This is a genomic window from Pseudomonas vranovensis, assembly GCF_040438935.1.
Taxonomy (GTDB): domain Bacteria; phylum Pseudomonadota; class Gammaproteobacteria; order Pseudomonadales; family Pseudomonadaceae; genus Aquipseudomonas; species Aquipseudomonas vranovensis.
In genome coordinates this window covers 4,588,314-4,611,685 of the sequence record NZ_CP159259.1, presented here as the reverse complement: position 1 = coordinate 4,611,685, position 23,372 = coordinate 4,588,314, and the positions used below count along the sequence as shown (strand labels likewise).

General features: G+C 62.5%; 28 protein-coding genes. 12 read left to right on the top strand and 16 right to left on the bottom strand.

The features are described 5' to 3' along the window. Window positions 1-35: 35 nt before the first annotated feature. Window positions 36-890 carry a sulfurtransferase gene (locus ABVN19_RS21400; protein WP_028943893.1) on the top strand — a complete coding sequence of 285 codons (855 nt, stop codon included), beginning with the start codon at window positions 36-38 and terminating at the stop codon, window positions 888-890. A gap of 24 nt (window positions 891-914) precedes the next feature. Here the strand turns inward: ABVN19_RS21400 and ABVN19_RS21395 are convergent, their stop codons facing one another. The 4 genes from ABVN19_RS21395 to ABVN19_RS21380 all read right to left on the bottom strand — a co-directional run bounded on the left by ABVN19_RS21395 (window position 915) and on the right by ABVN19_RS21380 (window position 5,426). After that, window positions 915-1,910, bottom strand: a complete 996-nt coding sequence (locus tag ABVN19_RS21395; RefSeq protein ID WP_028943894.1) for a hydrolase — start codon at window positions 1,908-1,910, stop codon at window positions 915-917. Window positions 1,911-1,985: 75 nt separating this feature from the next. Continuing rightward, a complete protein-coding gene (gene rsmD / locus ABVN19_RS21390; RefSeq protein ID WP_028943895.1) occupies window positions 1,986-2,579 on the bottom strand; it encodes a 16S rRNA (guanine(966)-N(2))-methyltransferase RsmD in 594 nt (197 codons plus the stop codon). Further along, window positions 2,579-4,078, bottom strand: coding sequence for a pitrilysin family protein (locus tag ABVN19_RS21385; protein ID WP_028943896.1), 1,500 nt, complete (start codon window positions 4,076-4,078; stop codon window positions 2,579-2,581). Before ABVN19_RS21385 ends, rsmD begins: the two co-directional genes overlap by 1 nt. Next, window positions 4,071-5,426: a pitrilysin family protein gene (locus tag ABVN19_RS21380; protein WP_028943897.1), complete on the bottom strand. Its 1,356-nt coding sequence runs from the start codon at window positions 5,424-5,426 to the stop codon at window positions 4,071-4,073. The genes ABVN19_RS21385 and ABVN19_RS21380 overlap by 8 nt, the downstream gene beginning before the upstream one ends. Before the next feature lie 230 nt (window positions 5,427-5,656). On the opposite strand from ABVN19_RS21380, the gene ftsY reads away from it, so the two are divergent. The 5 genes from ftsY to ABVN19_RS21355 all read left to right on the top strand — a co-directional run bounded on the left by ftsY (window position 5,657) and on the right by ABVN19_RS21355 (window position 10,467). Next, complete coding sequence (gene ftsY / locus ABVN19_RS21375; RefSeq protein WP_353632770.1) at window positions 5,657-7,216, top strand: signal recognition particle-docking protein FtsY; 1,560 nt, start codon at window positions 5,657-5,659, stop codon at window positions 7,214-7,216. Beyond that, the gene (ftsE, locus tag ABVN19_RS21370) at window positions 7,213-7,884 is read left to right on the top strand and encodes a cell division ATP-binding protein FtsE (RefSeq protein ID WP_009396779.1); all 672 of its coding nucleotides are present in this window, start codon (window positions 7,213-7,215) and stop codon (window positions 7,882-7,884) included. The genes ftsY and ftsE overlap by 4 nt, the downstream gene beginning before the upstream one ends. Next, complete coding sequence (gene ftsX, locus ABVN19_RS21365) at window positions 7,881-8,909, top strand: permease-like cell division protein FtsX (protein WP_105641866.1); 1,029 nt, start codon at window positions 7,881-7,883, stop codon at window positions 8,907-8,909. Before ftsE ends, ftsX begins: the two co-directional genes overlap by 4 nt. 113 nt (window positions 8,910-9,022) lie before the next feature. Continuing rightward, the gene (rpoH, locus tag ABVN19_RS21360) at window positions 9,023-9,877 is read left to right on the top strand and encodes an RNA polymerase sigma factor RpoH (RefSeq protein ID WP_028943900.1); all 855 of its coding nucleotides are present in this window, start codon (window positions 9,023-9,025) and stop codon (window positions 9,875-9,877) included. A gap of 80 nt (window positions 9,878-9,957) precedes the next feature. After that, window positions 9,958-10,467, top strand: a complete 510-nt coding sequence (locus ABVN19_RS21355) for a DUF1993 domain-containing protein (RefSeq protein WP_028943901.1) — start codon at window positions 9,958-9,960, stop codon at window positions 10,465-10,467. A 61-nt stretch (window positions 10,468-10,528) separates the two neighbouring features. Here the strand turns inward: ABVN19_RS21355 and mtgA are convergent, their stop codons facing one another. Further along, window positions 10,529-11,287, bottom strand: coding sequence for a monofunctional biosynthetic peptidoglycan transglycosylase (gene mtgA / locus ABVN19_RS21350; RefSeq protein WP_177431051.1), 759 nt, complete (start codon window positions 11,285-11,287; stop codon window positions 10,529-10,531). A gap of 33 nt (window positions 11,288-11,320) precedes the next feature. Between mtgA and ABVN19_RS21345 the strand changes: the two genes are divergently transcribed. The 4 genes from ABVN19_RS21345 (at window position 11,321) to trmB (ending at window position 13,569) form a co-directional block, all read left to right on the top strand. Next, a complete protein-coding gene (locus ABVN19_RS21345; RefSeq protein WP_028943903.1) occupies window positions 11,321-11,692 on the top strand; it encodes a DUF423 domain-containing protein in 372 nt (123 codons plus the stop codon). A 101-nt stretch (window positions 11,693-11,793) separates the two neighbouring features. Further along, window positions 11,794-11,994, top strand: a complete 201-nt coding sequence (gene thiS / locus ABVN19_RS21340) for a sulfur carrier protein ThiS (RefSeq protein ID WP_028943904.1) — start codon at window positions 11,794-11,796, stop codon at window positions 11,992-11,994. Between the two features lie 48 nt (window positions 11,995-12,042). Beyond that, window positions 12,043-12,837, top strand: a complete 795-nt coding sequence (locus tag ABVN19_RS21335) for a thiazole synthase (protein ID WP_028943905.1) — start codon at window positions 12,043-12,045, stop codon at window positions 12,835-12,837. A 9-nt stretch (window positions 12,838-12,846) separates the two neighbouring features. Beyond that, window positions 12,847-13,569 (top strand): tRNA (guanosine(46)-N7)-methyltransferase TrmB, encoded by a 723-nt coding sequence (gene trmB / locus ABVN19_RS21330; protein WP_028943906.1) that lies wholly within the window; start codon window positions 12,847-12,849, stop codon window positions 13,567-13,569. Window positions 13,570-13,622: 53 nt separating this feature from the next. Here the strand turns inward: trmB and ABVN19_RS21325 are convergent, their stop codons facing one another. The 9 genes from ABVN19_RS21325 to ABVN19_RS21285 all read right to left on the bottom strand — a co-directional run bounded on the left by ABVN19_RS21325 (window position 13,623) and on the right by ABVN19_RS21285 (window position 20,258). Next, window positions 13,623-13,946, bottom strand: a complete 324-nt coding sequence (locus tag ABVN19_RS21325) for a DUF3392 domain-containing protein (RefSeq protein ID WP_028943907.1) — start codon at window positions 13,944-13,946, stop codon at window positions 13,623-13,625. Between the two features lie 9 nt (window positions 13,947-13,955). Continuing rightward, a complete protein-coding gene (gene hemW / locus ABVN19_RS21320) occupies window positions 13,956-15,170 on the bottom strand; it encodes a radical SAM family heme chaperone HemW (protein ID WP_105641867.1) in 1,215 nt (404 codons plus the stop codon). Next, window positions 15,167-15,763: an RdgB/HAM1 family non-canonical purine NTP pyrophosphatase gene (rdgB, locus tag ABVN19_RS21315; protein WP_105641868.1), complete on the bottom strand. Its 597-nt coding sequence runs from the start codon at window positions 15,761-15,763 to the stop codon at window positions 15,167-15,169. The genes hemW and rdgB overlap by 4 nt, the downstream gene beginning before the upstream one ends. After that, window positions 15,760-16,194: a DUF4426 domain-containing protein gene (locus tag ABVN19_RS21310; protein WP_028943910.1), complete on the bottom strand. Its 435-nt coding sequence runs from the start codon at window positions 16,192-16,194 to the stop codon at window positions 15,760-15,762. Before ABVN19_RS21310 ends, rdgB begins: the two co-directional genes overlap by 4 nt. A 22-nt stretch (window positions 16,195-16,216) precedes the next feature. After that, complete coding sequence (metW, locus tag ABVN19_RS21305) at window positions 16,217-16,837, bottom strand: methionine biosynthesis protein MetW (protein ID WP_028943911.1); 621 nt, start codon at window positions 16,835-16,837, stop codon at window positions 16,217-16,219. A 7-nt stretch (window positions 16,838-16,844) separates the two neighbouring features. Then, entirely contained in the window at window positions 16,845-17,984 is a 1,140-nt protein-coding gene (locus tag ABVN19_RS21300; RefSeq protein ID WP_028943912.1) for a homoserine O-acetyltransferase, read from the bottom strand. Between the two features lie 129 nt (window positions 17,985-18,113). Then, window positions 18,114-18,704 (bottom strand): YggT family protein, encoded by a 591-nt coding sequence (locus tag ABVN19_RS21295; RefSeq protein WP_028943913.1) that lies wholly within the window; start codon window positions 18,702-18,704, stop codon window positions 18,114-18,116. 10 nt (window positions 18,705-18,714) lie between these two features. Beyond that, on the bottom strand, window positions 18,715-19,533 hold the full coding sequence (proC, locus tag ABVN19_RS21290) for a pyrroline-5-carboxylate reductase (protein WP_105641869.1): 819 nt from the start codon (window positions 19,531-19,533) through the stop codon (window positions 18,715-18,717). A gap of 38 nt (window positions 19,534-19,571) precedes the next feature. Next, window positions 19,572-20,258, bottom strand: a complete 687-nt coding sequence (locus ABVN19_RS21285) for a YggS family pyridoxal phosphate-dependent enzyme (RefSeq protein WP_105641870.1) — start codon at window positions 20,256-20,258, stop codon at window positions 19,572-19,574. A 66-nt stretch (window positions 20,259-20,324) separates the two neighbouring features. Here ABVN19_RS21285 and ABVN19_RS21280 point away from each other — a divergent pair, with 66 nt between their 5' ends. Next, window positions 20,325-21,353, top strand: a complete 1,029-nt coding sequence (locus ABVN19_RS21280) for a type IV pilus twitching motility protein PilT (protein WP_105641871.1) — start codon at window positions 20,325-20,327, stop codon at window positions 21,351-21,353. Here the strand turns inward: ABVN19_RS21280 and ABVN19_RS21275 are convergent. Further along, complete coding sequence (locus tag ABVN19_RS21275) at window positions 21,350-21,973, bottom strand: C40 family peptidase (RefSeq protein WP_028943917.1); 624 nt, start codon at window positions 21,971-21,973, stop codon at window positions 21,350-21,352. The two genes, ABVN19_RS21280 and ABVN19_RS21275, sit on opposite strands and share 4 nt — an antisense overlap. 247 nt (window positions 21,974-22,220) lie before the next feature. On the opposite strand from ABVN19_RS21275, the gene ABVN19_RS21270 reads away from it, so the two are divergent. Beyond that, the gene (locus ABVN19_RS21270) at window positions 22,221-22,640 is read left to right on the top strand and encodes an NINE protein (protein ID WP_028943918.1); all 420 of its coding nucleotides are present in this window, start codon (window positions 22,221-22,223) and stop codon (window positions 22,638-22,640) included. Window positions 22,641-22,682: 42 nt separating this feature from the next. Here the strand turns inward: ABVN19_RS21270 and ABVN19_RS21265 are convergent, their stop codons facing one another. Continuing rightward, on the bottom strand, window positions 22,683-23,372 hold the full coding sequence (locus ABVN19_RS21265) for an SPOR domain-containing protein (RefSeq protein WP_028943919.1): 690 nt from the start codon (window positions 23,370-23,372) through the stop codon (window positions 22,683-22,685).

Below are 23,372 nucleotides of genomic sequence, written 5' to 3'. Positions count from 1 at the left end.
CGGGCCCTACTCGTTCAATCGTTCAGGAGACTGTCATGCCCCTCGCGCAACTGATCACCGCCCAGCAATTGGCCGAACGCCTGGAGGCGCCGGCGCTGGTGATTCTCGATTGTCGTTTTGCTCTGGAGGATATTGATTATGGTCAGCGCAGCTACGCCGAAGGACATATCGCCGGGGCGCATTTTGCCGACCTTGAACGTGACCTCAGCGGACCGATCGTCAAGGGTGTGACCGGGCGACATCCGCTGCCTGACCCCCTGCGCCTGGTCGAGCGCCTGCGCAGCTGGGGCATCGACAACGACAGTGAGATCGTCCTGTATGACGATGGTCCAGGTGCCTTTGCCGCCCGCGCCTGGTGGCTGCTGGCCTGGCTGGGCAAGCGTAGCGGGGTGTCCATTCTCGATGGCGGCTTGAAGGCCTGGCATGCGGCCGGTTTGCCCTTGAGCCTCGATCCGCCGGCCAGGCGTGAGGGCAGTTTCAGCGGTGAACCCGACATGAACCTGGTGATTGCCGCCGATCAGTTGGTCGAGCGCCTGGGGCAACCCGAGATGACCCTGATCGATGCCCGAGGCTTGCCGCGTTTTCGTGGTGAAGTGGAGCCGATCGATCCGGTGGCCGGGCATATTCCCGGGGCGCAGTGCGCGGCGTTTACAGATAACCTCGGCGCCGATGGTCGCTTCTTGCCGGCCGACCAGCTCAAGCAGCGCTTTGCCAAAAAAATCGGCAAGCGCTCACCGGAACAGTTGGTGGCGTATTGCGGCTCGGGCGTAACGGCGTGCCACAACCTGTTCGCCCTGGCGTTGGCGGGGTATCCGCTGGGCAAGCTGTATGCCGGGTCGTGGAGCGAGTGGATCACCAACCCGCAACGGCGGGTGGCTACGGGCGACTGAAAAATGGGGGCAAGCCCGCTCCCACTATAAGTTTCCCGCCAACCACTGCGGAATCCGCCGTTCCAGGTAATACCCGGGATTTCGCAGGCTCCCATCGACAAACCCCACATGACCACCGCGCGCGTGCAGCTCGAAGGTGGTCTGTGGCGGCAATTCATTGGTCGAAGGCAGGCTGTGGCTGAACACGAACGGATCATCGCTGGAATGGATGATCAGCGTCGGCGTACGGTTTTCACCGAGAAAGTAGCGACTCGATGCTCGGCGGTAATAGTCCTTGGCATCGACAAAACCATTGAGGGGCGCCGTCACCCGGCCATCGAAATCCCAGAACGTGCGCAGGTTCTCCAGCGAGCCCAGGCGCTCCAGGGCGGCCAGGCCTTCCTGGTGGTCGTGATGTCGGAAGTGGCGTTGTTTATCTTTCACGTAGGCCAGCATGGCGCGCATGAAATGTGCCTGATATACCTTGGAAAAGCCGAGACCGATGCGGTCGGCACAATGGTCCAGGCGGAAGGGTACCGATACCGCCACCGCCGCCTCCAACTGGCTCGCCGAGCCCACTTCCCCCAGGTGCTTGAGCAACACGTTGCCCCCCAGCGAATACCCCACGGCATACAGCGGTGCTTGCGGGCGGCTGGCGCGGATGTGATCGATGGCCTCGGCAAGATCCTCACTGGCGCCGGAGTGGTAGCTGCGCGCAAGCAGGTTCGGCTCGCCCGAGCAGCCGCGCCAGTTCAGCGCCACGCTGGCCCAGCCACGGCCAGCCAGGGCCTGTTGCAAGCCGATGACATAGGGAGAGCTGGATGAGCCGGTCAGCCCATGCAGCACCAGCACCAGCGGCGTGGAGGTTTCGTGCGGGCCGTGCCAGTCGAGATCAAGAAAGTCGCCATCGGTGAGCCACAGCCGTTCGCGTAGACGGCTCAACGCAGCAGATTTGCGCCACAGCGGCCCCCATAGCGTCTGCATATGCGGGTTACCCAGTCCCAGGGCGGGTTTGAAGGGGCTGGACGGAGAAGGGGACATCGAAGGTATCTCGGCAAAAAAAAGGCGCAACGGTTGGTTACAAGTGTAACGTCCGTTGCGCCTTTCTGCGTTCAATCAGCCGCGTTGCCAGAGCGCGTAGTACACCTGGCCGGCTTTCTTTTCCCGGTGCAGGCGCCAGTTGCCAGGCAGTTGCAGGGTCGAGGGCGGGGTTTCGCTTTCGGTGTAGATCCAGGCATTGGCAGCCAGCCAGTTGCGCTCTTCGAGCAGGGCGCAGGTGGTGGGCAGCAGTTCCTGGTGGAACGGTGGATCCAGGAACACCAGGTCGAAGGCCATTTTCGGCTCGCCCTGGAGGTAACGCTGGGCGTCGCTCTGGATCAACTGGCCACGCGGGCAGCGCAACAGCTCCAGGTTCTGCCGCAGGCTGGCGATGGCAGCCGGGTTGCTGTCCAGTGCTACCGCCTCGGATGCACCACGGGACAGCGCCTCAAGGTACAGGGCGCCGCTGCCGGCAAAGGCATCGAGCACTTTGGCGCCTTCGATATGCGGCGCGAGCCAGTTGAACAGCGTCTCGCGCACCCGGTCCGGCGTTGGGCGCAGGCCGGGGGCGTCGGGGAAGCTCAGGCGACGGCTGCGCCATTCGCCAGCGATGATGCGCAGTTGGCCGGTGCCGTGGTGTGGCTTGGCCGATTTTGCAGATGGACTGGCCATTAATGCTCCGGTACGCCAAGCGGCTGCTCGGCGGGTTTGTCAGTGGGCGGCGGCAAAGGCTTTTGCGGCACGCTTGGGCCAGCGGTGACGATGACCATCTTGTCCGCAGCCAGGTGTTTGTTCAGGGCAGCCTTGACCTGTTCGGTGGTCAGGGCCTGGGATTGTTGCATGTAGTCTTCCAGCCAGGTCAGCGGCAGGTTGTAGAAACCGATGGCGCCCAGTTGGCCGACGATGCTGGCGTTGCTGGCATTGGACAGCGGGAAGCTGCCGGCCAGCTCACGCTTGGCGTCGTCCAGCTCCTGCTGGCTCGGGCCGGTCTTGAGGTAATCGCCGAGGATGTCCTGGACCAGCTTGAGCGTGCCTTCGCTGAGTTCGGCACGGGTCTGCAGGTTGATCATGAACGGGCCACGGACCTGCATCGGGCTGAATACCGAGTATACGCCGTAGGTCAGGCCGCGTTTTTCGCGCACTTCGCTCATCAAGCGGGTACCGAAGGTGCCGCCGCCGAGGATCTGGTTGCCCAGCGACAGCGCGGCATAGTCCGGATCGTTGCGGTCGATGCCCAGCTGGGCCAGCATCAGGTGGGTCTGCTTGGACGGGAAGTCGATGTGCGTGGTGCCAGGTTTGGGCTCGGTGGGTTGCGCCAGCTTGGCCAGCGCCGGGCCCTTGGGCAGGGCTGAAGAGACCTGTGCGGCAATGGCTTCGGCTTCGCTGCGGCTCAGGTCGCCGACCAGGGCAATGACCGCGTTGCCTGCGGTGTAGGCCTTGGCGTGGAAGGCGCGCAGTTGCTCCAGGGTGATCGGCGGGATGCTCTTGGCAGTGCCGTCGCTGGGGTGGGCGTAAGGGTGGTTGCCGTACAGGCGCTCGAACAGCGCGATGCTGGCCAGCTTGCCCGGGTTCTGCTTCTGGTACTCGAAGCCTGCCTGCATCTGGTTCTTGATGCGTTCGAGGGCATCCTGCGGGAAGGTCGGTTTGCCGACGACCTCGGCGAACAGCTTCAGCGCCGGTTCGCGTTTGTCTGTCGCGCTCAGGCTGCGCAGGGTGGCCACGGCCATGTCGCGGTATGCGCCGTTGCCAAAGTCTGCGCCCAGGCCCTCGAAGCCTTCGGCAATGGCAGTCACGTCTTTACCGGCAACCCCCTCGTTGAGCATGGCGTTGGTCAGGGTCGCCAGGCCTGGGGCGTCGCCATCCTGGCTGCTGCCGGCGGCGAAGGTCAGGCGCAGGTCGAACATCGGCAGCTCGCGGGCTTCGACGAACAGTACCTTGGCGCCTTCGGTGGTGTTCCAGGTCTGGATGTTCAACTGACGGCGGCTGGGAGCCTTGCCGTCCAGTTCGGCCAGGGTCTGCAGGGTGTTGGCCGGCTTGGCGGCGGTGCTGCCCGCAGGTTGCGCGGCGTTGTCCGACTGGGCGGGCTTGGCCAGGAAGAACGCCACGGCGCCAACCAGCACCAGGACGCCGAGGCCGATCAGGGTGTAGCGGGGTGCGCTGCGATCACTCATGAGCGGTCTCCTCGGGCAGTACGTGTGCAACGCTCAGGCGTTCACGGGTGAAGTAGGTGCGCGCAGCGTTCTGGATGTCGGCCGGGGTCACGCTTTTGAGTTCGTCGAGTTCACTGTCGATCAGCTTCCACGACAGGCCGACGGTTTCCAGCATGCCGATGGCCGTGGCCTGGCTGCTGATGGAGTCGCGGTCGTAGACCAGCCCCGCGATCACTTGGGCGCGCACGCGTTCAAGTTCTTCAGCGGTTGGTGGGGTAGTCTTGAGTTCGTCGAGCAGTTTCCAGATACCGGTTTCAACCTCGGCCAGGGTCTTGTTCTTCTGCTGGTTCGGCGTGGCCGAGATCAGGAACAGGCTGTCGCCGCGGGTGAACGGGTTGTAATTGGACGAGGCGCCGGAGACCAGCTCCTGGCCGCGTTCCAGCCGGCTCGGCAGGCGAGCGCTGTAGCCGCCGTCCAGCAGGGCCGAGATCAGGCGCAGGGCATGCACGGTGCGCGGTTCCTTGGCGGTGGCCAGGCCCGGGACGTTGAAACCGTAGATAAGGCTCGGCAGTTGGGTGCGTACATGCAGGGTGGTTTCGCGCAGACCCGGCTCGGCCAGTTCCAATGGCAGCTTGGCTGGTGGGATCGCACGCTTGGCAATCGGACCGAAGAAGCGCTGGGCAAGGCCCTTGACCTCGTCGGCGGTGACGTCACCAACGACCACCAGCGTGGCGTTGTTCGGTGCATACCAGGATTCGTACCAGTGACGCAGCTCCTCGACCTTCATGCGGTCCAGGTCGGCCATCCAGCCGATGGTCGGGGTGCGGTAGCTGCTGGCGGGGAAGGCCATGGCGCTGAACAGTTCGAACGCCTTGGCGCTGGGCTGGTCATCGGTGCGCAGGCGGCGCTCCTCCTTGATGACCTCGATTTCGCGGCTGAACTCGTCGGCCGGCAGGCGCAGGCTGGCCATGCGGTCTGCTTCTAGCTCGAGGGCGACGGGCAGGCGGTCGCGGGCCAGCACCTGGTAGTAGGCGGTGTAGTCGTCGCTGGTGAATGCGTTCTCTTCAGCGCCCAGGTCACGCAGGATGCGCGAGGCTTCGCCGGGGCCGAGCTTCTCGCTGCCCTTGAACATCATGTGTTCCAGGGCATGGGAAAGACCGGTCTGGCCCGGGGATTCGTAGGTGGAGCCGACCTTGTACCAGATTTGCGAAACCACCACCGGCGCTCGGTGGTCCTCGCGCACGACCACTTTCAGGCCGTTGTCGAGAATGAACTCATGAGTAGGTTGCGGATCGGCGGCAAAGGCGGCGAGCGGCAGAAAAACTGTGCTGAGCAACAGGCCAGCGGCGCGGCGGGCTAGAGCATTCATACGTTGTTTAACCTGTAGGGCTGCCCGCGTGGTCTTAGCGTCAGCGGGCTAGGAGGTGCTAGGATACTGATCCGGTTGCCTGACGACCATGCCTGTCGTGGATCTGACCCACAGGCCTCAAGACAAAATGTTGCGCATGAACGAGCCGGAATAAAAGTAGTCTGTTCTGCGTTAAAAGTATTTTCGAGGCGCCGCAGTGGCGCATCGCTACCCTGAGATAGCCGTCTTCCATGTTTGGTTCCAACGACGACAAAAAGACGCCGGCCGCGGCCGGTGAAAAGAAAGGCCTGTTCGGCTGGCTGCGCAGAAAGCCGCAGCAACCCGTTGCCGAGCAGCCACAAGCCCCTGAGCCGACCGAACCGGAGCAGCCTGCAGCGCTGACCGCCGAGGTGCCGGCTGCGGATGCTCCGGCAGCGGTTACGCCGGCACCGGCGCCGGCACCTGTTGCAGCTGCGGAGCCTGCGCCAGAGCCAGCTCCCGCCGTGCCGCCGGTTGTTGCCTTCGAGGCCCCGCCCACGCCGCCCGCCGGCCTGGTTCTGCCGGTGCCTGAAGAGCCGGTTGCATTGGTGGCCGATCTTGAGCCTCACTCGCCTCCGCCCATCCCGGAACGCCCGGCACCTGTCGCGGCTGTTGTAACCGAGCCTGCGCCGGTTGTCGTTGCCCAGGCTGAACCCGTTGCCACTCCGGTCATTACCCCCGAGCCTGTAGCGCCTGTAGCGCCTGTAGCGCCTGTAGCGCCTGTAGCGCCTGTAGCGCCTGTAGCGCCTGTAGCGCCTGTTGTCCCGGTTGCTACCGTTGTGCCGGTGGTAGAGGCCGAGCCGGTCGAGGTGCCTGAGCCTGCCCGCAATGAAGAGAGCAAGGGCGGTTTCTTCGCCCGCCTCAAGCAGGGCCTTTCAAAGACCAGCGCCAGTATCGGCGAGGGCATGGCAAGCCTGTTCCTGGGCAAGAAAGCCATTGATGACGACCTGCTCGACGAAATCGAAACCCGCCTGCTGACCGCCGATGTGGGCGTCGAGGCCACCTCGGTGATCGTCCAGAGCCTGACCCAGAAGGTCGCGCGCAAGCAGCTCGCCGACAGCGATGCCCTGTACAAGTCCTTGCAAGGTGAACTGGCCGATCTGCTCAAGCCGGTCGAGCAGCCCTTGCGCATCCAGGCCCAGGCCAAGCCTTTCGTGATCCTGGTGGTCGGCGTCAACGGCGCCGGCAAGACCACCACCATCGGCAAGCTGGCGAAAAAGCTCCAGCTCGAAGGCAAGAAGGTCATGCTGGCCGCCGGTGACACCTTCCGTGCCGCCGCGGTCGAGCAGTTGCAGGTGTGGGGCGAGCGCAACCAGATCCCGGTGATCGCCCAGCACACCGGTGCCGATTCCGCCTCGGTGATCTTCGACGCCGTCCAGGCGGCCAAGGCCCGCGGTATTGATGTGCTGATCGCCGATACCGCCGGTCGCCTGCACACCAAAGACAACCTGATGGAAGAGCTGAAGAAAGTCCGTCGCGTCATCGGCAAGCTCGATGCCGACGCACCGCACGAAGTCCTGCTGGTGCTGGACGCCGGCACTGGCCAGAACGCCATCAACCAGGCCAAGCACTTCAACCAGAGCGTCGAGCTGACAGGCCTTGCCCTGACCAAGCTCGATGGCACTGCCAAGGGCGGGGTGATCTTCGCCCTGGCCAAGCAGTTCGGCCTGCCGATCCGCTATATTGGCGTGGGCGAAGGCATCGACGATCTGCGCACCTTCGAAGCCGAACCCTTCGTGAAAGCACTGTTTGCCGAGCGGGAGCATCCATGATTCGATTCGAACAGGTCGCCAAGCGCTACCCCAATGGCCACGTAGGCCTGCATGAGTTGAGTTTTCGGGTGCGTCGGGGCGAATTCCTGTTCGTCACCGGCCATTCCGGCGCGGGCAAGAGCACCTTGCTGCGCCTGTTGCTGGCCATGGAGCGACCGACCAGCGGCAAGCTGCTGTTGGCCGGGCAGGACCTGGGGCAGATCAGCACCGCGCAGATCCCCTTCCTGCGCCGCCAGATCGGCGTCGTGTTCCAGAACCACCAGTTGTTGTTCGACCGCACCGTATTCAACAACGTCGCCCTGCCACTGCAGATCCTTGGCCTGTCCAAGGTCGAAATTGCCAAGCGGGTCGATTCGGCGCTGGAGCGCGTGGCCTTGTCGGACAAGGCCGAGCTGTTCCCGGGCGACCTGTCCACCGGCCAGCAACAGCGTGTCGGTATCGCCCGCGCCATCGTCCACCGCCCGGCTCTGCTGTTGGCGGACGAACCCACCGGTAACCTCGACCCGCGCCTGGCCGCGGAAATCATGGGTGTATTCGAAGATATCAACCGCCTGGGCACCAGCGTGCTGATCGCCAGTCATGACCTGGCACTGATCGCGCGCATGCGCCATCGCATGCTGACCTTGCAGCGCGGCCGCTTGATCGGCGACGGGGAGGCCGGGCAATGAGTGCAACACGTAGTCCCAAGGTTTCCGAGCGGGTAGCGCCCAAGGCCGCTGATCCACAGCCGGAAAAGAAAAAGCGCGACAGCCATGACGATGATGGTCCTGACTTTCGCACCCTGCTGCACGCCTGGCTGGAAAGCCACCGCTCAAGCCTCATGGACAGCCTGCGCCGCCTGGGCAAGCAGCCCATCGGCAGCTTCTTTACCTGCCTGGTGATGGCCGTGGCCCTGAGCCTGCCCATGGGCTTGTCGCTGCTGTTGAGCAACGTCGAGCGGCTGGGCGGTTCCTGGCAGCGCGCGGCGCAGATATCCCTGTATCTCAAGCTTGACGCCAGCACCGCTGATGGCGAGGCCCTGCGTGAGCAGATCAAGGGCCTGCCCGGCGTGGCCGAGGCCGAGTACGTCAGCCGCGAGAAAGCACTGGAAGAGTTCCAGCAGCAGTCCGGCCTGGGCGATGCGCTGCGGGAACTACCTGAAAACCCGTTGCCCGGTGTGGTCGTGGTGACCCCGGCCGAAGTCGACAAACCTGCCCTTGAAGCCTTGCGCCAGCGCTTTGCGGAACTGCCCAAGGTCGATGTGGCGCAACTGGACCTGCTCTGGGTCGAACGCCTGGCGGCCATCCTCAAACTGGGCGACCGCTTTGTCTTCGGTCTGACGGTCTTGCTGGTTTCGGCACTGCTTTTGGTAATTGGTAACACAATTCGCCTGCACATCGAGAACCGCCGTACCGAGATCGAGGTGATCAAGCTTGTAGGCGGCACAGACAGCTATGTTCGCCGACCTTTCCTGTACATGGGTGCCTTGTATGGCCTGGGTGCGGGGGTATTGGCCTGGGGAGTACTCGCGTTTGGCCTTGACTGGCTCAACGACGCGGTTATCGGGCTTTCCGACCTGTATGGCAGTGATTTTTCCCTGGCCGGTGTGCCATCTGCCGATGGTCTGTCGCTCTTGCTTGGTGCGGTACTGTTAGGGTATATCGGTGCTTGGATTGCGGTCGCCCGCCACCTGAGCGAGCTTGCACCGCGATAGTGTCTTTTTGCTGCTATTGACTCTTTTCATTTTTAGGGAACTTGTTTCGCGGTTTCCGGTCAATGTTGGCAGTGCCTGAGGGCACGAGTTTAGTGAGTCGGAGGTTTTTTCGTATGACCACTTCGTTGCAACCTGCCTATGCCCTGGTTCCCGGCGCAAACCTGGAAGCCTATGTGCACACGGTCAACAGCATTCCATTGCTGACGCCGGAGCAGGAGCGTGAACTGGCCGAGAGTCTCTACTATGAGCAGAATCTTGAGGCGGCTCGGCAAATGGTGCTCGCCCACCTGCGGTTTGTCGTACATATCGCTCGCAGCTATTCCGGCTACGGGCTGGCCCAGGCTGACCTGATCCAGGAAGGCAATGTCGGGCTGATGAAAGCGGTCAAGCGTTTCAACCCTGAGATGGGTGTACGCCTGGTGTCCTTTGCGGTGCACTGGATCAAGGCCGAGATTCACGAGTTCATCCTGCGTAACTGGCGCATCGTCAAAGTGGCCACCACCAAGGCCCAGCGCAAGCTGTTCTTCAACCTGCGCAGCCAGAAAAAACGCCTGGCCTGGCTGAACAACGATGAAGTTCATCGTGTTGCCGAAAGCCTGGGTGTCGAGCCGCGTGAAGTGCGTGAGATGGAGAGCCGCCTGACCGGTCAGGACATGGCCTTCGACCCGGCCAGTGAAGCCGACGACGACAGTGCATTCCAGTCGCCGGCCAACTACCTGGAAGACCACCGTTACGACCCGGCGCGTCAACTGGAGGATGCCGACTGGAGTGACAACTCCACCAGCAACCTGCACGAAGCCCTGCAGGGCCTGGATGATCGCAGCCGTGACATCCTCTACCAGCGCTGGCTAGCCGAGGAAAAGGCCACCTTGCATGACCTGGCCGAGAAATACAGCGTGTCTGCCGAGCGGATTCGCCAGCTGGAAAAGAATGCGATGAACAAGGTCAAAGCCTTGATCGCAGTCTGATTCGCGATACGGCAATAACCAAAAAGCCCCGACGTGTCGGGGCTTTTTCATGATTCTCCGCCACCCCTGTCGAGACTGTTATGACCATTTCCTTGTACGCCGCTTCTGTTCCTGTTTTCAAGCAAATGCTCAACGCCTTGAGTGATGTTCTGAACAAGGCCGAAGCTCACGCCACGGCGAAAAACATTGATCCGAGCGTCTTCCTCCAGGCTCGCCTGTATCCGGATATGTTTCCACTGGTTCGCCAGGTGCAGATCGCTGTTGATTTCGCCAAGGGTGTATCGGCGCGCCTGGCTGAGGTCGAGTTGCCGAAATACGATGACAGCGAAACCACCTTTGCTGAACTGCAAGCGCTGATCAGTAAGGTTCTGGCTTTCCTGGATGGCGTTGCGCCGGCGCAGATCGACGGCAAGGAAGGCATCGAAATCGTGACCCGTCCGGGCACGCCGAAAGAGAAGCGCTTCAGTGGCCAGGCTTATTTGCTGACCTACGGCCTGCCACAGTTCTTCTTCCACGTCACCACCACTTACGCAATCCTGCGTCACAACGGTGTCGAAGTGGGCAAACGTGACTATATGGGCGCGTTCTAAGGCGGTTACCCAGTAATCAGCCAATAAAAAACCCGGCAAAGTGTGCGCTTTGCCGGGTTTTTTATTGGCTCCAGGGCGCCCGGCGCGGGCTGTCCAGCTGCGCCAGATAACCACTACCGCCCAGCTGGCGCATCTGCTGGCGAATCCAGCCGGCACGTCGCGCCACATAAGTGCTTGGCCGGCTGGCACTCCAGTTCAACGGGCTGGGCAGCACCGCAGCCAGCAGGCTGGCCTGTTGGCGCGATAGTTGACGGGCATCGACGCCAAAGTGGTGCCGCGCTGCGGCCTGCGCGCCAAACACGCCTTCACCCCATTCAGCGCTGTTGAGATAGACCTCAAGAATCCGCTCTTTCGACCACAGCAGCTCGATCAACGCGGTGAACCAGGCTTCCAGGCCCTTGCGCAGCCAGCTACGGCCAGCCCAGAGGAACTGGTTCTTGGCCACTTGCTGGCTCAGGGTGCTGGCGCCGCGGATACTGCCACCGCGTTCGTTATGGGCCAGCGCCGCCTGGATGGCATGGAAGTCAAAGCCCCAGTGGTAGGCGAACTTCTGGTCTTCGCCGGCGATCACCGCCAGCTTGAGCTCATCGGAGATGTTCTCCCACGGCTCCCAGTCCCGTTGCAGGTCGATCGGCTGGCCGTTGAACCAGGACTCGACCTTGCGTTCGACCATCAGCGCCGTGCCGGGTGGCGGGACCCAGCGAAATACCAGTACCAGCAGGACACTGCCAGCGGCAAACCAGAGCAGGGCGCGGGTAAGGCGACGGAAAAGGGAAGACAACATAGGTGATGGCTTGGCCGAACCGATGGAGCGGGCCATTATACAGACCCTGTGCTGACTAGGAGTCATCCCATGCTTCGTAGCTTTCTGCTGCTTGCGGCGTTTTTCGGATTCACCGGCGTGGCCCTGGGCGCCTTTGCTGCTCATGGCCTCAAGGGGCGCCTGAGCAGCGAATACCTGGCCATTTTTCACACCGGTGTGACCTATCAGCTGGTCCATGCCCTGGCCCTGCTCGGGGTTGCCGTCCTGGCTACCCAGTTGCCGGGACGCCTGGTGGGGTGGGCCGGTGGTCTGTTCGCCCTGGGGATCGTGCTGTTCTCCGGTAGCCTGTACTTGCTGACCCTGAGCGGCATCGGCAAGTTGGGTATCGTCACACCCATCGGCGGCCTGGCATTCCTCGGTGGCTGGCTGTGCCTGGGCCTGGCTGCCTGGCGCCTGGGTTGACCCAGCGGTCCAAATCGAGACGAATGGCGATGCTTGGCCTTGGTCGCAGCACCTGATCGGGGCTAGAATGCGGGCCCCTAAAAATAATGGTGGCCGTGCGCATGCGCATTCAATTGAACGGTGAACCCTTCGAGTTGCCCGATGGCGAAAGCGTCGAGGCCCTGCTGACCCGCCTGGACCTTGTCGGGCGCCGCGTCGCGGTAGAGCTCAACCTGGATATCGTGCCACGTAGCCAGCACGCCGCCACGGCGTTGCGTGATGGCGACCAGGTCGAAGTCGTGCATGCCATCGGCGGCGGCTAGGACCCCAGGATTACCTTGCAAGTCCCTCAACCTTTCAGAGGATTTCCGATGAGCAACCTCCGCAGCGACAAGCCCTTCACTCTGGCCGGCCGTACCTTCCAGTCGCGCCTGCTGGTCGGCACCGGCAAATACCGTGACCTTGAAGAAACCCGCCTGGCCATCGAGGCCTCGGGAGCCGAGATCGTCACCGTGGCCGTGCGTCGTACCAACATCGGCCAGAACCCGGGCGAGCCGAATCTGCTCGATGTGCTGCCGCCGGACCGCTACACCATCCTGCCGAACACCGCCGGTTGCTACGACGCGGTCGAAGCTGTACGCACCTGCCGCCTGGCCCGTGAGCTGCTCGACGGCCACAACCTGGTCAAGCTGGAAGTACTGGCCGACCAGAAAACCCTGTTCCCCAACGTGATCGAAACCCTCAAGGCCGCCGAAGTGCTGGTCAAGGACGGCTTCGACGTGATGGTCTACACCAGCGACGACCCGATCATTGCCCGTCAACTGGCCGAAGCCGGTTGTATCGCCGTGATGCCGCTGGCCGGCCTGATCGGTACTGGCCTGGGTATCTGCAACCCGTACAACTTGCAGATCATCCTCGAAGAATCGAAAGTGCCTGTGCTGGTCGACGCCGGTGTCGGCACTGCATCCGATGCCACCATCGCCATGGAAATGGGCTGCGAGGCGGTGCTGATGAACTCGGCAATCGCCAATGCCCAACAGCCGATCATGATGGCCGAAGCCATGAAACACGCCATCGTTGCCGGCCGTATGGCCTACCTCGCCGGGCGTATGCCGAAAAAACTCTATGCCAGCGCCTCGTCGCCGCTGGATGGTCTGATCAAGTAAGAGCCCCTGATGACTGAATCGCAAGAAACGCCGATCTCCCCTGAAGGCGAAGAGCGCCAACACCGCCGCATCAAGAGTTTCGTGATGCGCGCCGGGCGCATGACCGAAGGCCAGCAACGTGGCCTGGAGCAGGGTGGGCCGTTGTTCATCCTGCCGCTGGCCGAGAGCCCGGTGGACTACGACCAGGTATTTGGCCGTTCGGCGCCACGTACCCTGGAGATCGGTTTCGGCATGGGCCATTCCCTGCTGGAAATGGCTGCTGCCGCGCCTGAGCAAGACTTCATCGGTGTCGAAGTACACCGTCCGGGTGTGGGGGCGCTGCTCAACGGCGTACTGACCCAGGGCCTGAAGAACCTGCGGGTGTATGACTGCGATGCCATCGAAGTGCTGAACAAGTGCGTAGCCGACAACAGCCTTGATCGCCTGATGCTGTTCTTCCCCGACCCGTGGCACAAGAGCCGTCACCACAAGCGTCGTATCGTACAACCGGAGTTCGCTGAGCTGGTGCGCAGCAAGCTGAAGGTAGGCGGTGTATTCCATATGGCTACCGACTGGGAGCCCTATGCCGAATACATGCTGGAGGTGATGAATGTCGCCCCGGGTTATCGCAACCTGGCCGCCGACGGTAAGTGCGTCGAGCGCCCGGCCGAGCGCCCGATCACCAAGTTCGAGCGCCGTGGCGAGCGACTTGGGCATGGGGTGTGGGATTTGAAGTTCGAAAAACTGGCTTGAAGGATGTTGATCGCGGGGCAAATCGAGACGTCTCGACTTGCCCCGCGGTGCATTCAGCGCCGATCGGCTACAACGCCAATCAACACCAGCACAATCAGCAGCACCGGCGCCAACGCATAGTTGTTGAACTGCGCCAGGCCGCGCACCACCCAGGGCGTGGCATAGATCAACGCGGCGCCACTGCCGATCATCACCAGCACCGCCATGAACGGCACACGCAAGGCGCCTGCCAGGCCGCCCAGGCGCTGTTCTACCCAGCCTTTGATGTCGGTGCCAAACAGCACCAGCAGGCAGCCCACAAGGGCCAGCGAGATCTCCGACAAGTTGCTGCGACTCCAGCGGGAAACGGTCGAGAGCAGGTCGAGTACCAGGTCCATTCGCAATCCTTAGGTCAAGAAATACTGCAGCAGGTCGTTGAGGAACAACTGGCCTCGCGGGGTAGCGACCAGTCGCGTCGTTTCGACCTGCAATAAGCCTTTTTGTTCGGCCTCGCGCCGTGCGGCCGTCAGTTGCTCCAGCGCCAGGCCCGTGCGCTGGCTGAACAGCTCGGCGTCCACGCCCTGGGTCAGGCGCAGGGCATTCATCAGGAACTCGAACGGCAGTTCGTCCACCGGCAACAGCTTCTCGCCAGCCTTGAAGGCCTTGGCCGGGTTGAGATAGTCCTTGGGCAGGCGGGTTTTCCAGGTGCGCAGGATGCGCCCGTCGGGGTGGCTGAGCTTGCCGTGGGCGCCGGCACCGATGCCGATGAAATCACCGAAACTCCAGTAATTGAGGTTGTGCCGAGCCGCCCGGCCTGGCTGGGCGTAGGCCGACACTTCGTACTGGCTGTAGCCGTGGCTGGCCAGCAGGGCCTGGCCGGCTTCCTGGATGTCCCAGAGGATGTCGTCCTCGGGCAGCAATGGTGGTTGGTTCCAGAACACCGTGTTCGGTTCCAGGGTCAGCTGGTACCAGGACAGGTGCGTGGGGGCCAGGGCAATGGCCTGGCGCAGGTCGCCCAGGGCGTCATCCAGGGTTTGATCGGGCAGGCCGTGCATCAGGTCCAGATTGAAGTTGTCGAACCCGGCGTTGCGCGCCATGTCGGCAGCACGAATGGCCTCGTCACCATTGTGGATGCGCCCCAGTGCTTCGAGCTTGGCCTGCTGGAAGCTCTGGATGCCGATCGACAACCTGTTGATGCCCAGCTGCCGGTAGGCCTTGAACTTCTCCTGCTCGAACGTCCCGGGGTTGGCCTCCAGGGTGATTTCGATATCGCTGGCGAAGGGAATGCGCTGTTCCACGCCTGCCAGCAGGCGGCCCAGGGCACGGGCGCTGAACAGGCTGGGTGTACCGCCACCGAAGAAGATCGAGCTGATCGGCCGGCCATACACTGCGCCCAATTCCTGGTCGAGGTCGGCCAGCAAGGCATCGACGTAGGCCTCTTCAGGTAGTTCGGGCGTCGCGGCGTGGGAGTTGAAGTCGCAGTACGGGCATTTGCGCACGCACCACGGGATATGGATATACAGCGCCAGGGGCGGCAGCTGCGGCAAGGCCGCCCGTGGTGCTTGGGAAGTGAAGCCAGCCTCGCCCAGGTGCAGTGGCTGTGCCGGCGAACGATCGGTCATGCCAGGCCCAGACGTTGACGCAGCAGGCTCATGGCGCGGGCACGGTGGCTGATCTGGTTCTTGTCGGCAGGGCTGAGTTCGGCGCTGGAGCAGTTGCGCTCCGGTACCCAGAACAAGGGATCGTAGCCGAAGCCGTGTTCGCCACTGGCCTGGGTCAGGATACGGCCATGCCACAGCCCTTCGCAGAGAATCGGCAGCGGGTCGTCGGCGTGGCGCACCAGGGCCAGGACGCAGACGAACTGGGCGCCACGCTCGGGCTCGGGCACCTCCTTGAGGGCTTCGAGCAGCTTGGCGTTGTTGGCTGCGTCGCCCTGGCCATCGGCGTAGCGCGCCGAGTAGATACCGGGTGCGCCGCCGAGGAAGTCCACCGCCAGGCCCGAATCGTCGGCCAGCGCCGGCAGGCCGGAGATGCGCGCAGCGTTGCGCGCCTTGAGGATGGCGTTCTCGACGAACGACAGGCCGGTTTCTTCCGGCTCTACGCTGCTGAACTCACCGATGGAGCGCAGTTGCACGGTGTCACCGAGCATGGCCTGCAGTTCCTTGAGTTTGCCAGCGTTGTGGCTGGCCAATACGAGTTGCTGGAAAGTCATCATTCGCCTGGGAAAAGCTCTTGGTTGAAACTGATGGTCTCGGTCTTGCCATCAATGCCAACGTTAATGGTGAAGGTACGGGTTTCCTGTTGTTCGACAGGGAACTGGGCGATGTAATAGATCGCACCTTGCTCGGTGATCTGCTTGAACTTCAGCGGGACCGAAGCGCTGGTCAGGTCCTTGACTGTGCCATTGACCTGGGTGACCACGGGTTTGCCGGCCTTGATCACCGAGACGTTGATCACGCCCTGGTTCTTGCTGCGGATCAGTTCGGCGGCCTTGGCGGTGTCCGGTTGCAGGAAGGTGGAGATGAAGGTGCTGTAGTGCACCGTCGTATCCCCGAAGACTTCCTTGCGTTCACCCTTGATGGCATCGGCAGCGACTGCCGACGCACTCAGGCAGGCAACCAGTAAAAAGCTCAACAAGCGGCGCATGTTCGTTCTCCTCAGCTGATGGTCAGACCGCGACCTTGTGTTCCAGAAGGCCGGGGCTGCTGACACGGTAAATGCCGATCTCCCCTAGAAGATTAGGCCATAGCCTGCTCGCCCACCCGTGGCGGTGCAAGTGGTCGACTGCCAGGCGGTCGAGGACCTGGGCGCGACGCTCGCTGCACAGTGCCTCGAAGTCTTCAAAGGTGCAGAAGTGGATGTTCGGCGTGTTGTACCAGGTATACGGCATGAAGTCGGAAACCGGCATGCGACCCTTGGTCGCCAGGTACCAGCGGCACCGCCAGTGGCCGAAGTTGGGGAAGGTAATGATGCACTGGCGGCCCACGCGCAGCATTTCGTCGAGGATCCGGTCAGGGTACTCCACGGCCTGTAGGGCCTGGGTCATGACCACTACGTCGAAGCTGTTGCTGGCGAAATTGCCCAGCCCCTTGTCCAGGTCCTGCTCGATGACGTTGACGCCCTTGGCCACGCACTGGGCGATATTGTCGGGGTCGATCTCCAGGCCATAGCCCGCGACTTGCTTGTTGTCGCGCAGCGATGCCAGCAGCTCGCCGGTACCGCAACCGAGGTCGAGTACCCGGCTACCGGCGGGGATCCAGTCTTGGATGATTTCCAGGTCGGCTCTCATAGGGTCCTCAGCAGACGATGCGGTTCATGTAGTTCGTGAAACCCGTGATGTAGCGCGGGGTCGGGATCAGGAAGGCATCGTGGCCATAGGGCGAGTCGATATCCAGGTAGCAGACGTTCTTGCGCGCGGCGATCAGGGCGTCGACGATCTCCCGCGAGCGTGCCGGCGAAAAACGCCAGTCGGTGGTGAACGACATCACGCAATAGTCCGCCGTGACGTTGGCCAGGGTTGCGGCCAGGTCGCCACCGTGGGCGGCGGCCGGGTCGAAGTAGTCCAGGGCCTTGGTCATCAGCAGGTAGGTGTTGGCGTCGAAACGCCCGGAGAACTCCTCGCCTTGGTAGCGCAGGTAGCTTTCGACCTGGAATTCGACGCTGTGGAAGTCGTAGTTGAGCTTGTCGCTCTTGAGCTCACGGCCGAATTTCTCGCCCATGGAGTCATCGGACAGATAGGTGATGTGCCCGACCATGCGCGCCAGCATCAGGCCGCGCTTGGGGATCACGCCGCGGTCCTGGAACGAGCCGCCATGAAATTCCGGGTCGGTGAGGATGGCTTGGCGGGCCACCTCGTTGAAGGCGATGTTCTGTGCCGAGAGCTTGGGTGCCGAGGCGATGTCCAGGCAGTGGCGCACGCGATCGGGGTAGGTGATGGTCCACTGCAGCGCCTGCATGCCACCCAGGCTGCCGCCGACCACGGCGGCCCACTGCTGGATCCCCAGGCGATCGGCCAGGCGGGCCTGGCTGTGTACCCAGTCTTCGACCGTCAGCACCGGGAAATCGGCGCCATAGGGCTTGCCGGTGACCGGGTTGACGCTGCTGGGGCCGGTGCTGCCATTGCAGCCGCCGAGATTGTTCAGGCTGACGACGAAGAAGCGATTGGTGTCGATCGGCTTGCCCGGGCCGATGCAGCTGTCCCACCAACCGGGCTTGCGGTCGTTGGGGCTGTGGTAGCCCGCCGCATGGTGGTGGCCCGATAGTGCATGGCAGATCAGCACGGCGTTGCTGGCCGAGCTGTTGAGCGTACCGTAGGTTTCGTAGATCAGTTCATAGGAGGCCAGCGAGCGGCCACAGGCCAGCGCCAGGGGCTCGTTGAACTGCGCCAGTTGCGGTGTTACCAGACCGACCGAATCTTCGGGAAAGACAGTGGACATCGACCCTGCTCACGCTTAAATGAGGCGTAAGTCTAAAGACCGCAGATGAGTGCGGCAAGGAAAGCATCGCGGGGCAAGCCCGCACCTACAAACCCTGTAGGAGCGGGCTTGCCCCGCGAAGGATGAACATCAAACCAGTAGGCGCAGTACCTCCGGCATACCGGTCATGGCCGCCAGGTTGTTGATCACCAGCATGTCGATCAGCTTGAGCGCCATGAACGCCAGGATCGGCGAAATATCCAGGCCGCCCAGGTTCGGCAGAATGCGGCGGAACGGGGCCAGGAATGGATCGCAGATCTGGTTGATCAGCTCGGCGCCCGGGTTGTGGCTTCCTGGTGCGACCCAGGACAGGATCACGCTGATGATCAGGGCGAAGAAGAAAATCTTCAGGAACAGCGCGGTTACGCCGATGATCGACCAGATCAGCAACTGCAGCGGGTTGCCGGTGGTGCCGTAGGCCAGCAGCAGCGTCAGGCCCATGATCAGCATCTGCACGATGATCGCCAACAGCAGCGAGGACATGTCCAGGCCGAACAGGCTGGGGATGATCCGGCGCATGGGCTTGAGCAGTGGTTGGGTAGCGCGTACGGCGAACTGGCTGAGCGGGTTGTAGAAGTCGGCGCGTACCAGCTGCAGGATGAAGCGCAGCATGATGATCAGCAGGTAGAGGCTGCCCAGGGTTTGCAGGATATAGATGGCAGCGGTGTTCAATCCGATCATGTTCGGCTCCTTAGTTGCCCAGTTGTTCGGCCATCTCGGCCGAGCGGTGCGCCGCAGCGCCCAGCGCCTTCTCCACCAGCGCTTCGAATCCATCGGCCTGGAACGACCTGATCGCCGCTTCGGTGGTGCCGGCTGGCGAGGTCACGCGGCGACGCAGTTCGGCGGCGTCTACATCGCTGCTGACGGCCATGTGGGCGGCGCCCAGAGCGGTTTGCAGGGTCAGCTTGGCAGCGGTTTCACGTGGCAGGCCGAGTTTTTCACCCGCAGCGGTCATCGCTTCGATCAGCAGGAAAAAGTACGCAGGGCCGCTACCGGAGACGGCGGTGACGGCGTCCAGCTGTTGCTCGGTGTCCAGCCACAGGGCGATGCCCACAGCCGACAGCAATTGCTCTGCTTGCTGTCGCTGGGCGGCCGAGACCTGGGCCGTGGCGTACAGGCCGCTGACGCCCTGGCGCAGCAGTGCCGGGGTATTGGGCATGCAGCGCACGATGGGGTGGGCGCCGAGCCAGTTGTTCATGCTCGCGCAGGTGATGCCGGCAGCGATCGACACCACCAGTTGCTCAGGCTTGAGGCTTGGCTTGAGGGCCTCGCACACGGCTTTCATGGCCTGTGGCTTGACCGCCAGGACGATAACGTCGGCACCGTCGATGGCCTGGGCGTTGTCGGCGAACATTTCAATGCCGTGTTCGGCATGGATCTTGGCCCGTTGCTCGGCACCCGGGTCGCTGGCGCGAATCTGCGAAGCGTCCAGGCCCTGGGCGCGCAGGCCGCCGATCAGGCTGGCGGCCATGTTGCCGGCGCCGATAAAGGCAATACGAGTCTTGCTCATGTCAGGTCCTTGAAGGGAAAGGTTGAAAAAGGCATGGGTCAGGGCTGACCGTAATCGCGGGCACCGAACAGTGCCGTGCCGATACGGACCCAGGTCGCGCCCTTGGCGATGGCCGCTTCCAGGTCGTGGCTCATGCCCATGGAAAGGGTGTCCAGGGCCAGGTCCAGCTCGGCCTGCAACTGACGAACCTGGGCGAAGGCGGCTTCTTGTGCCGTGCGATCGTCGGTGGGTTCGGGAATCGCCATCAGCCCGCGCAAATGCAGGCGCGGCAGCGCAACGATGGCGCGGGCCAGGGCTGGGAGTTCGTCCGGGGTGCAGCCGGATTTGCTGGACTCGCCACTGACATTTACCTGCAGGCAGATGTTCAGCGGCGCCAGGCCATCGGGGCGTTGCTCGGACAGGCGTTGGGCGATTTTCAGTCGGTCCACGGAATGTACCCAGTCAAAATGCTCGGCGATTGCACGCGTCTTGTTCGACTGAATGGGGCCGATGAAGTGCCAGGTCAAGGGCAGGTCGGTCAATTCGGCCTGTTTGTTCAAGGCTTCCTGCAGGTAGTTTTCACCCACGTCACGCACCCCGGCAGCATAGGCCTCACGCACGGCGGCGGCGGGTTTGGTCTTGCTCACTGCCAGCAGGCGAATGTCGGAAGGCTCGCGCCCGGCGGCCTGAGCGGCAGCACGGATGCGTGCGGCAAGCGTGGAAAGGTTGTCTGCTATGGTGGACATTGATCGATGCCAGCGGCTCTTTGGGTCTGCGGCATTCTACCTGCTTGGCAGCCTTTGGGGAGTCTCATGGATGTGACTGAACTGCTGGGCCTGGCCACCAAGGCCGGCGCCTCGGACCTGCACCTGGCCGCGGCCGAAGTGCCGGCGATCCGTCTGGACGGACGCATTCGTCGCCTTGAGCTGGCAGCGCTCAGTGCCGAACAGCTGCAGGCGTTGCTTGGGCAATTAATGTCCGAATCGCAGAAAAAGGACTTTGAAACACAACTGGATATCGATTTTGCGGTCGCGGTACCAGGGCTTGGACGTTTTCGGGTCAATGCGTTCAATCAGTTGCAAGGCCCGAGTGCAGTCGTGCGGGTGGTGGCAAGCAAGGTGAACAGCCTGGCTGAGTTGGGCCTGGGAGATGTGTTTCGCCAGATTGCCGAGTTGTCGTCGGGGCTGGTGCTGGTCAGTGGGCCAACGGGGTCAGGAAAGTCCACCACCCTGGCGGCCTTGATCGACCACCTGAATCGGGAGCGAGCGTTGCACATTCTGACCCTCGAAGACCCCATCGAATTTATCCACAGCCCGCAACGCAGCCTGATCAGTCAGCGTGAGGTCGGCAGGCATAGTCATGGATTCGCCGAGGCCTTGCGTGCCGCCCTGCGCCAGGATCCGGATGTCATCATGCTGGGCGAGTTGCGTGACCCGCCTACCATCCGCCTGGCCCTGACCGCCGCGGAGACCGGGCACCTGGTACTGGCGACGGTTCACACGGGGTCGGCTGCAAAGACCATCGATCGCTTGGTGGACGTGTTCGCCGCCGAAGAAAAGCAGTTGGTCCGCACCATGCTGGCCGAAGCGCTGCAGGCGGTGGTGTCACAGGTGCTGGTGGAACGGGTGGGGGGTGGCCGGGTGGCGGCCCATGAGGTACTGCTGGCTACACCGGCGGTGCGCAACCTGGTGCGCGAAGGCAAGGTCGCACAACTGTATTCGACGATTCAAACCGGGGGAGCATTGGGGATGCAGACCCTGGACAGTTGCCTGCAGGGCCTGCTCCAGCGTGGGCTGATCAGCCCGGACAGCGCCCGGGAGCGGGCGCATGGCAATTTTTAGTGGTTGGCGGCCAGGGCCAATTGCTGGCTCTTTGGCAGGACACGCTTGGCTACCACGTAGCGGCTGCGCCAGTAGGGTTTGCTCAAGGTGTCGATACTTACCCGCTTGCCCGTGCGAGGGGCATGGATAAAGCGGTCGTTACCCAGGTAGATGGCAACGTGATTCACCCGGCGGCTCTTGATATTGAAGAAGATCAGGTCGCCAGGCTTGAGGTCGTTGCGATCGACTTTGATACCGTGGCCCTGGGCCATGGCATTGGAGGTGCGTGGCAGGTCGACTTCCTCTACTTCGTGGAAGGCATACTTGACCAGGCCGCTGCAGTCGAAGCCCTTGCTCGGGCTGCTGCCGCCCCAGCGGTAGGGCGTACCCAGTACATTGACGGCGCGACTGAGCACATCGCTGCTCTGCTGGGGCGACATCGACGCCACCGGCAGGCTTGGCTTGCTTGCACGCGTGCGGTTCTGGACCTTGGGGCTGGCGTTCTTGGTGGAACGCACAGCCGACGAATTGGTGGTGTATCCGGAAAAGCCGTTGGGTAAACGTTGCTCACGGTTGGTGGCGTGGGCGGCCAGTGGCAATAATAGGCAAAGGGTCAGCCATGTCTTGAAAAAAGGACGCATAGGCAGGGCTCTTGTTGGTTAAGCGCGCAACTTTATAACAGCTTTTTGATCAATTTCTGATCCGTTGGTCGATTGCAACGGCCTTGAAAACCGGCCACATTGCAGCAAAAAAACGTTATCAAGCGGCGCAGCCCAGGCGGGACAAGCCTTTGCACGCAGCAAGCGGGCCAAATGCCATACGTCGGCTCGCCACAAAAAAGTCACATTTTTTCTTAGAAAATTTTCCGATAACCCTCAGAGGCTATGAATGAACAGTTATCAACAGGACGGACAGCTGCATGACACTCACAGCAAGGTGATTGGTTATCTGCTGTGGATTTTTGGCTTCACCGGCGCTCACCGCTTTTATTACGGCAAGCCGGTCACAGGCACGATCTGGTTCTTCACCTTGGGCCTGCTGGGTATCGGCTGGCTGATCGACCTGTTCCTGATCCCGGCGATGGATCGCGAGGCCGACCTGCGCTTTCACCCTGGCCCGCTGGACTACAGCCTGTCGTGGATCCTGCTGACTTTCCTGGGTGTATTTGGCGTGCACCGCATGTACCAGGGCAAATGGATCACCGGGATCCTCTACCTGTTCACGGGCGGGTTGTTCCTGGTGGGGGTCTTGTACGACTTCTGGACGTTGAACACCCAGGTGTCGCTGGCCAACGCTCAGCGGCGTTGAAAACCTGCGGCCTTGTCGATGTCGACAAGGCCGCCAGTTGTTCTACTGGCGAGTCTGGCGCTGCTGCAACAGCAGGTTGCTGAAGCCGCTGCCGGCCAGTTGCTTCTGGGCGACGGTCAACTGTTCACGGTTGCTGAACGGGCCGACCAATACCCGGTACCAGGTTTCATCCTTCACCGTACCGGACTCCACCTTCACCGCCTGGCCCAGCAGAATAATCTGCGCGCGTACCTTGTCGGCATCGGCCTGCTTGCGGAACGAGCCCGCCTGCAGGAAGAACTGGGTGGTCGCCGCCGGTTTGATCACTGGCGGTGCAGGCGGTGGTGTCTGCCCCATCAGCGCGGCCTGGGCGCGGGCGGTGTCGATCTTCGCGGCCTCGGCCGGGGTGACCGGAGGCTGCGCTGGCACCGGCGGAGTTTTCTCCGGCACGGCTTCAGGCGGCACGATCACTTCAGACTCGGGCAGCAAGGTATAGAAGTCGTACTTGGGCTTGACCGGCTGTTGCGGGCTGGGTGCGGTCTTGTTGGCTTCAGCGACCTTCTCGGCTTTGTGCTGCTCGGGCTTGGTACGTTTGACCTCCTCGTTGCCAGGCTCAAGCTTCATCAGGAAAACCACGAAGGCACCGACCGAAAGGCCGATCGCCAGCCACAGCCAGCCCGGGATGGGTTGCTTGGCAGGTGGTTGGTAGCGACTGGCGCCGCGCTTGGGTGCGGGTTTTTTCTTGGCAGCCAA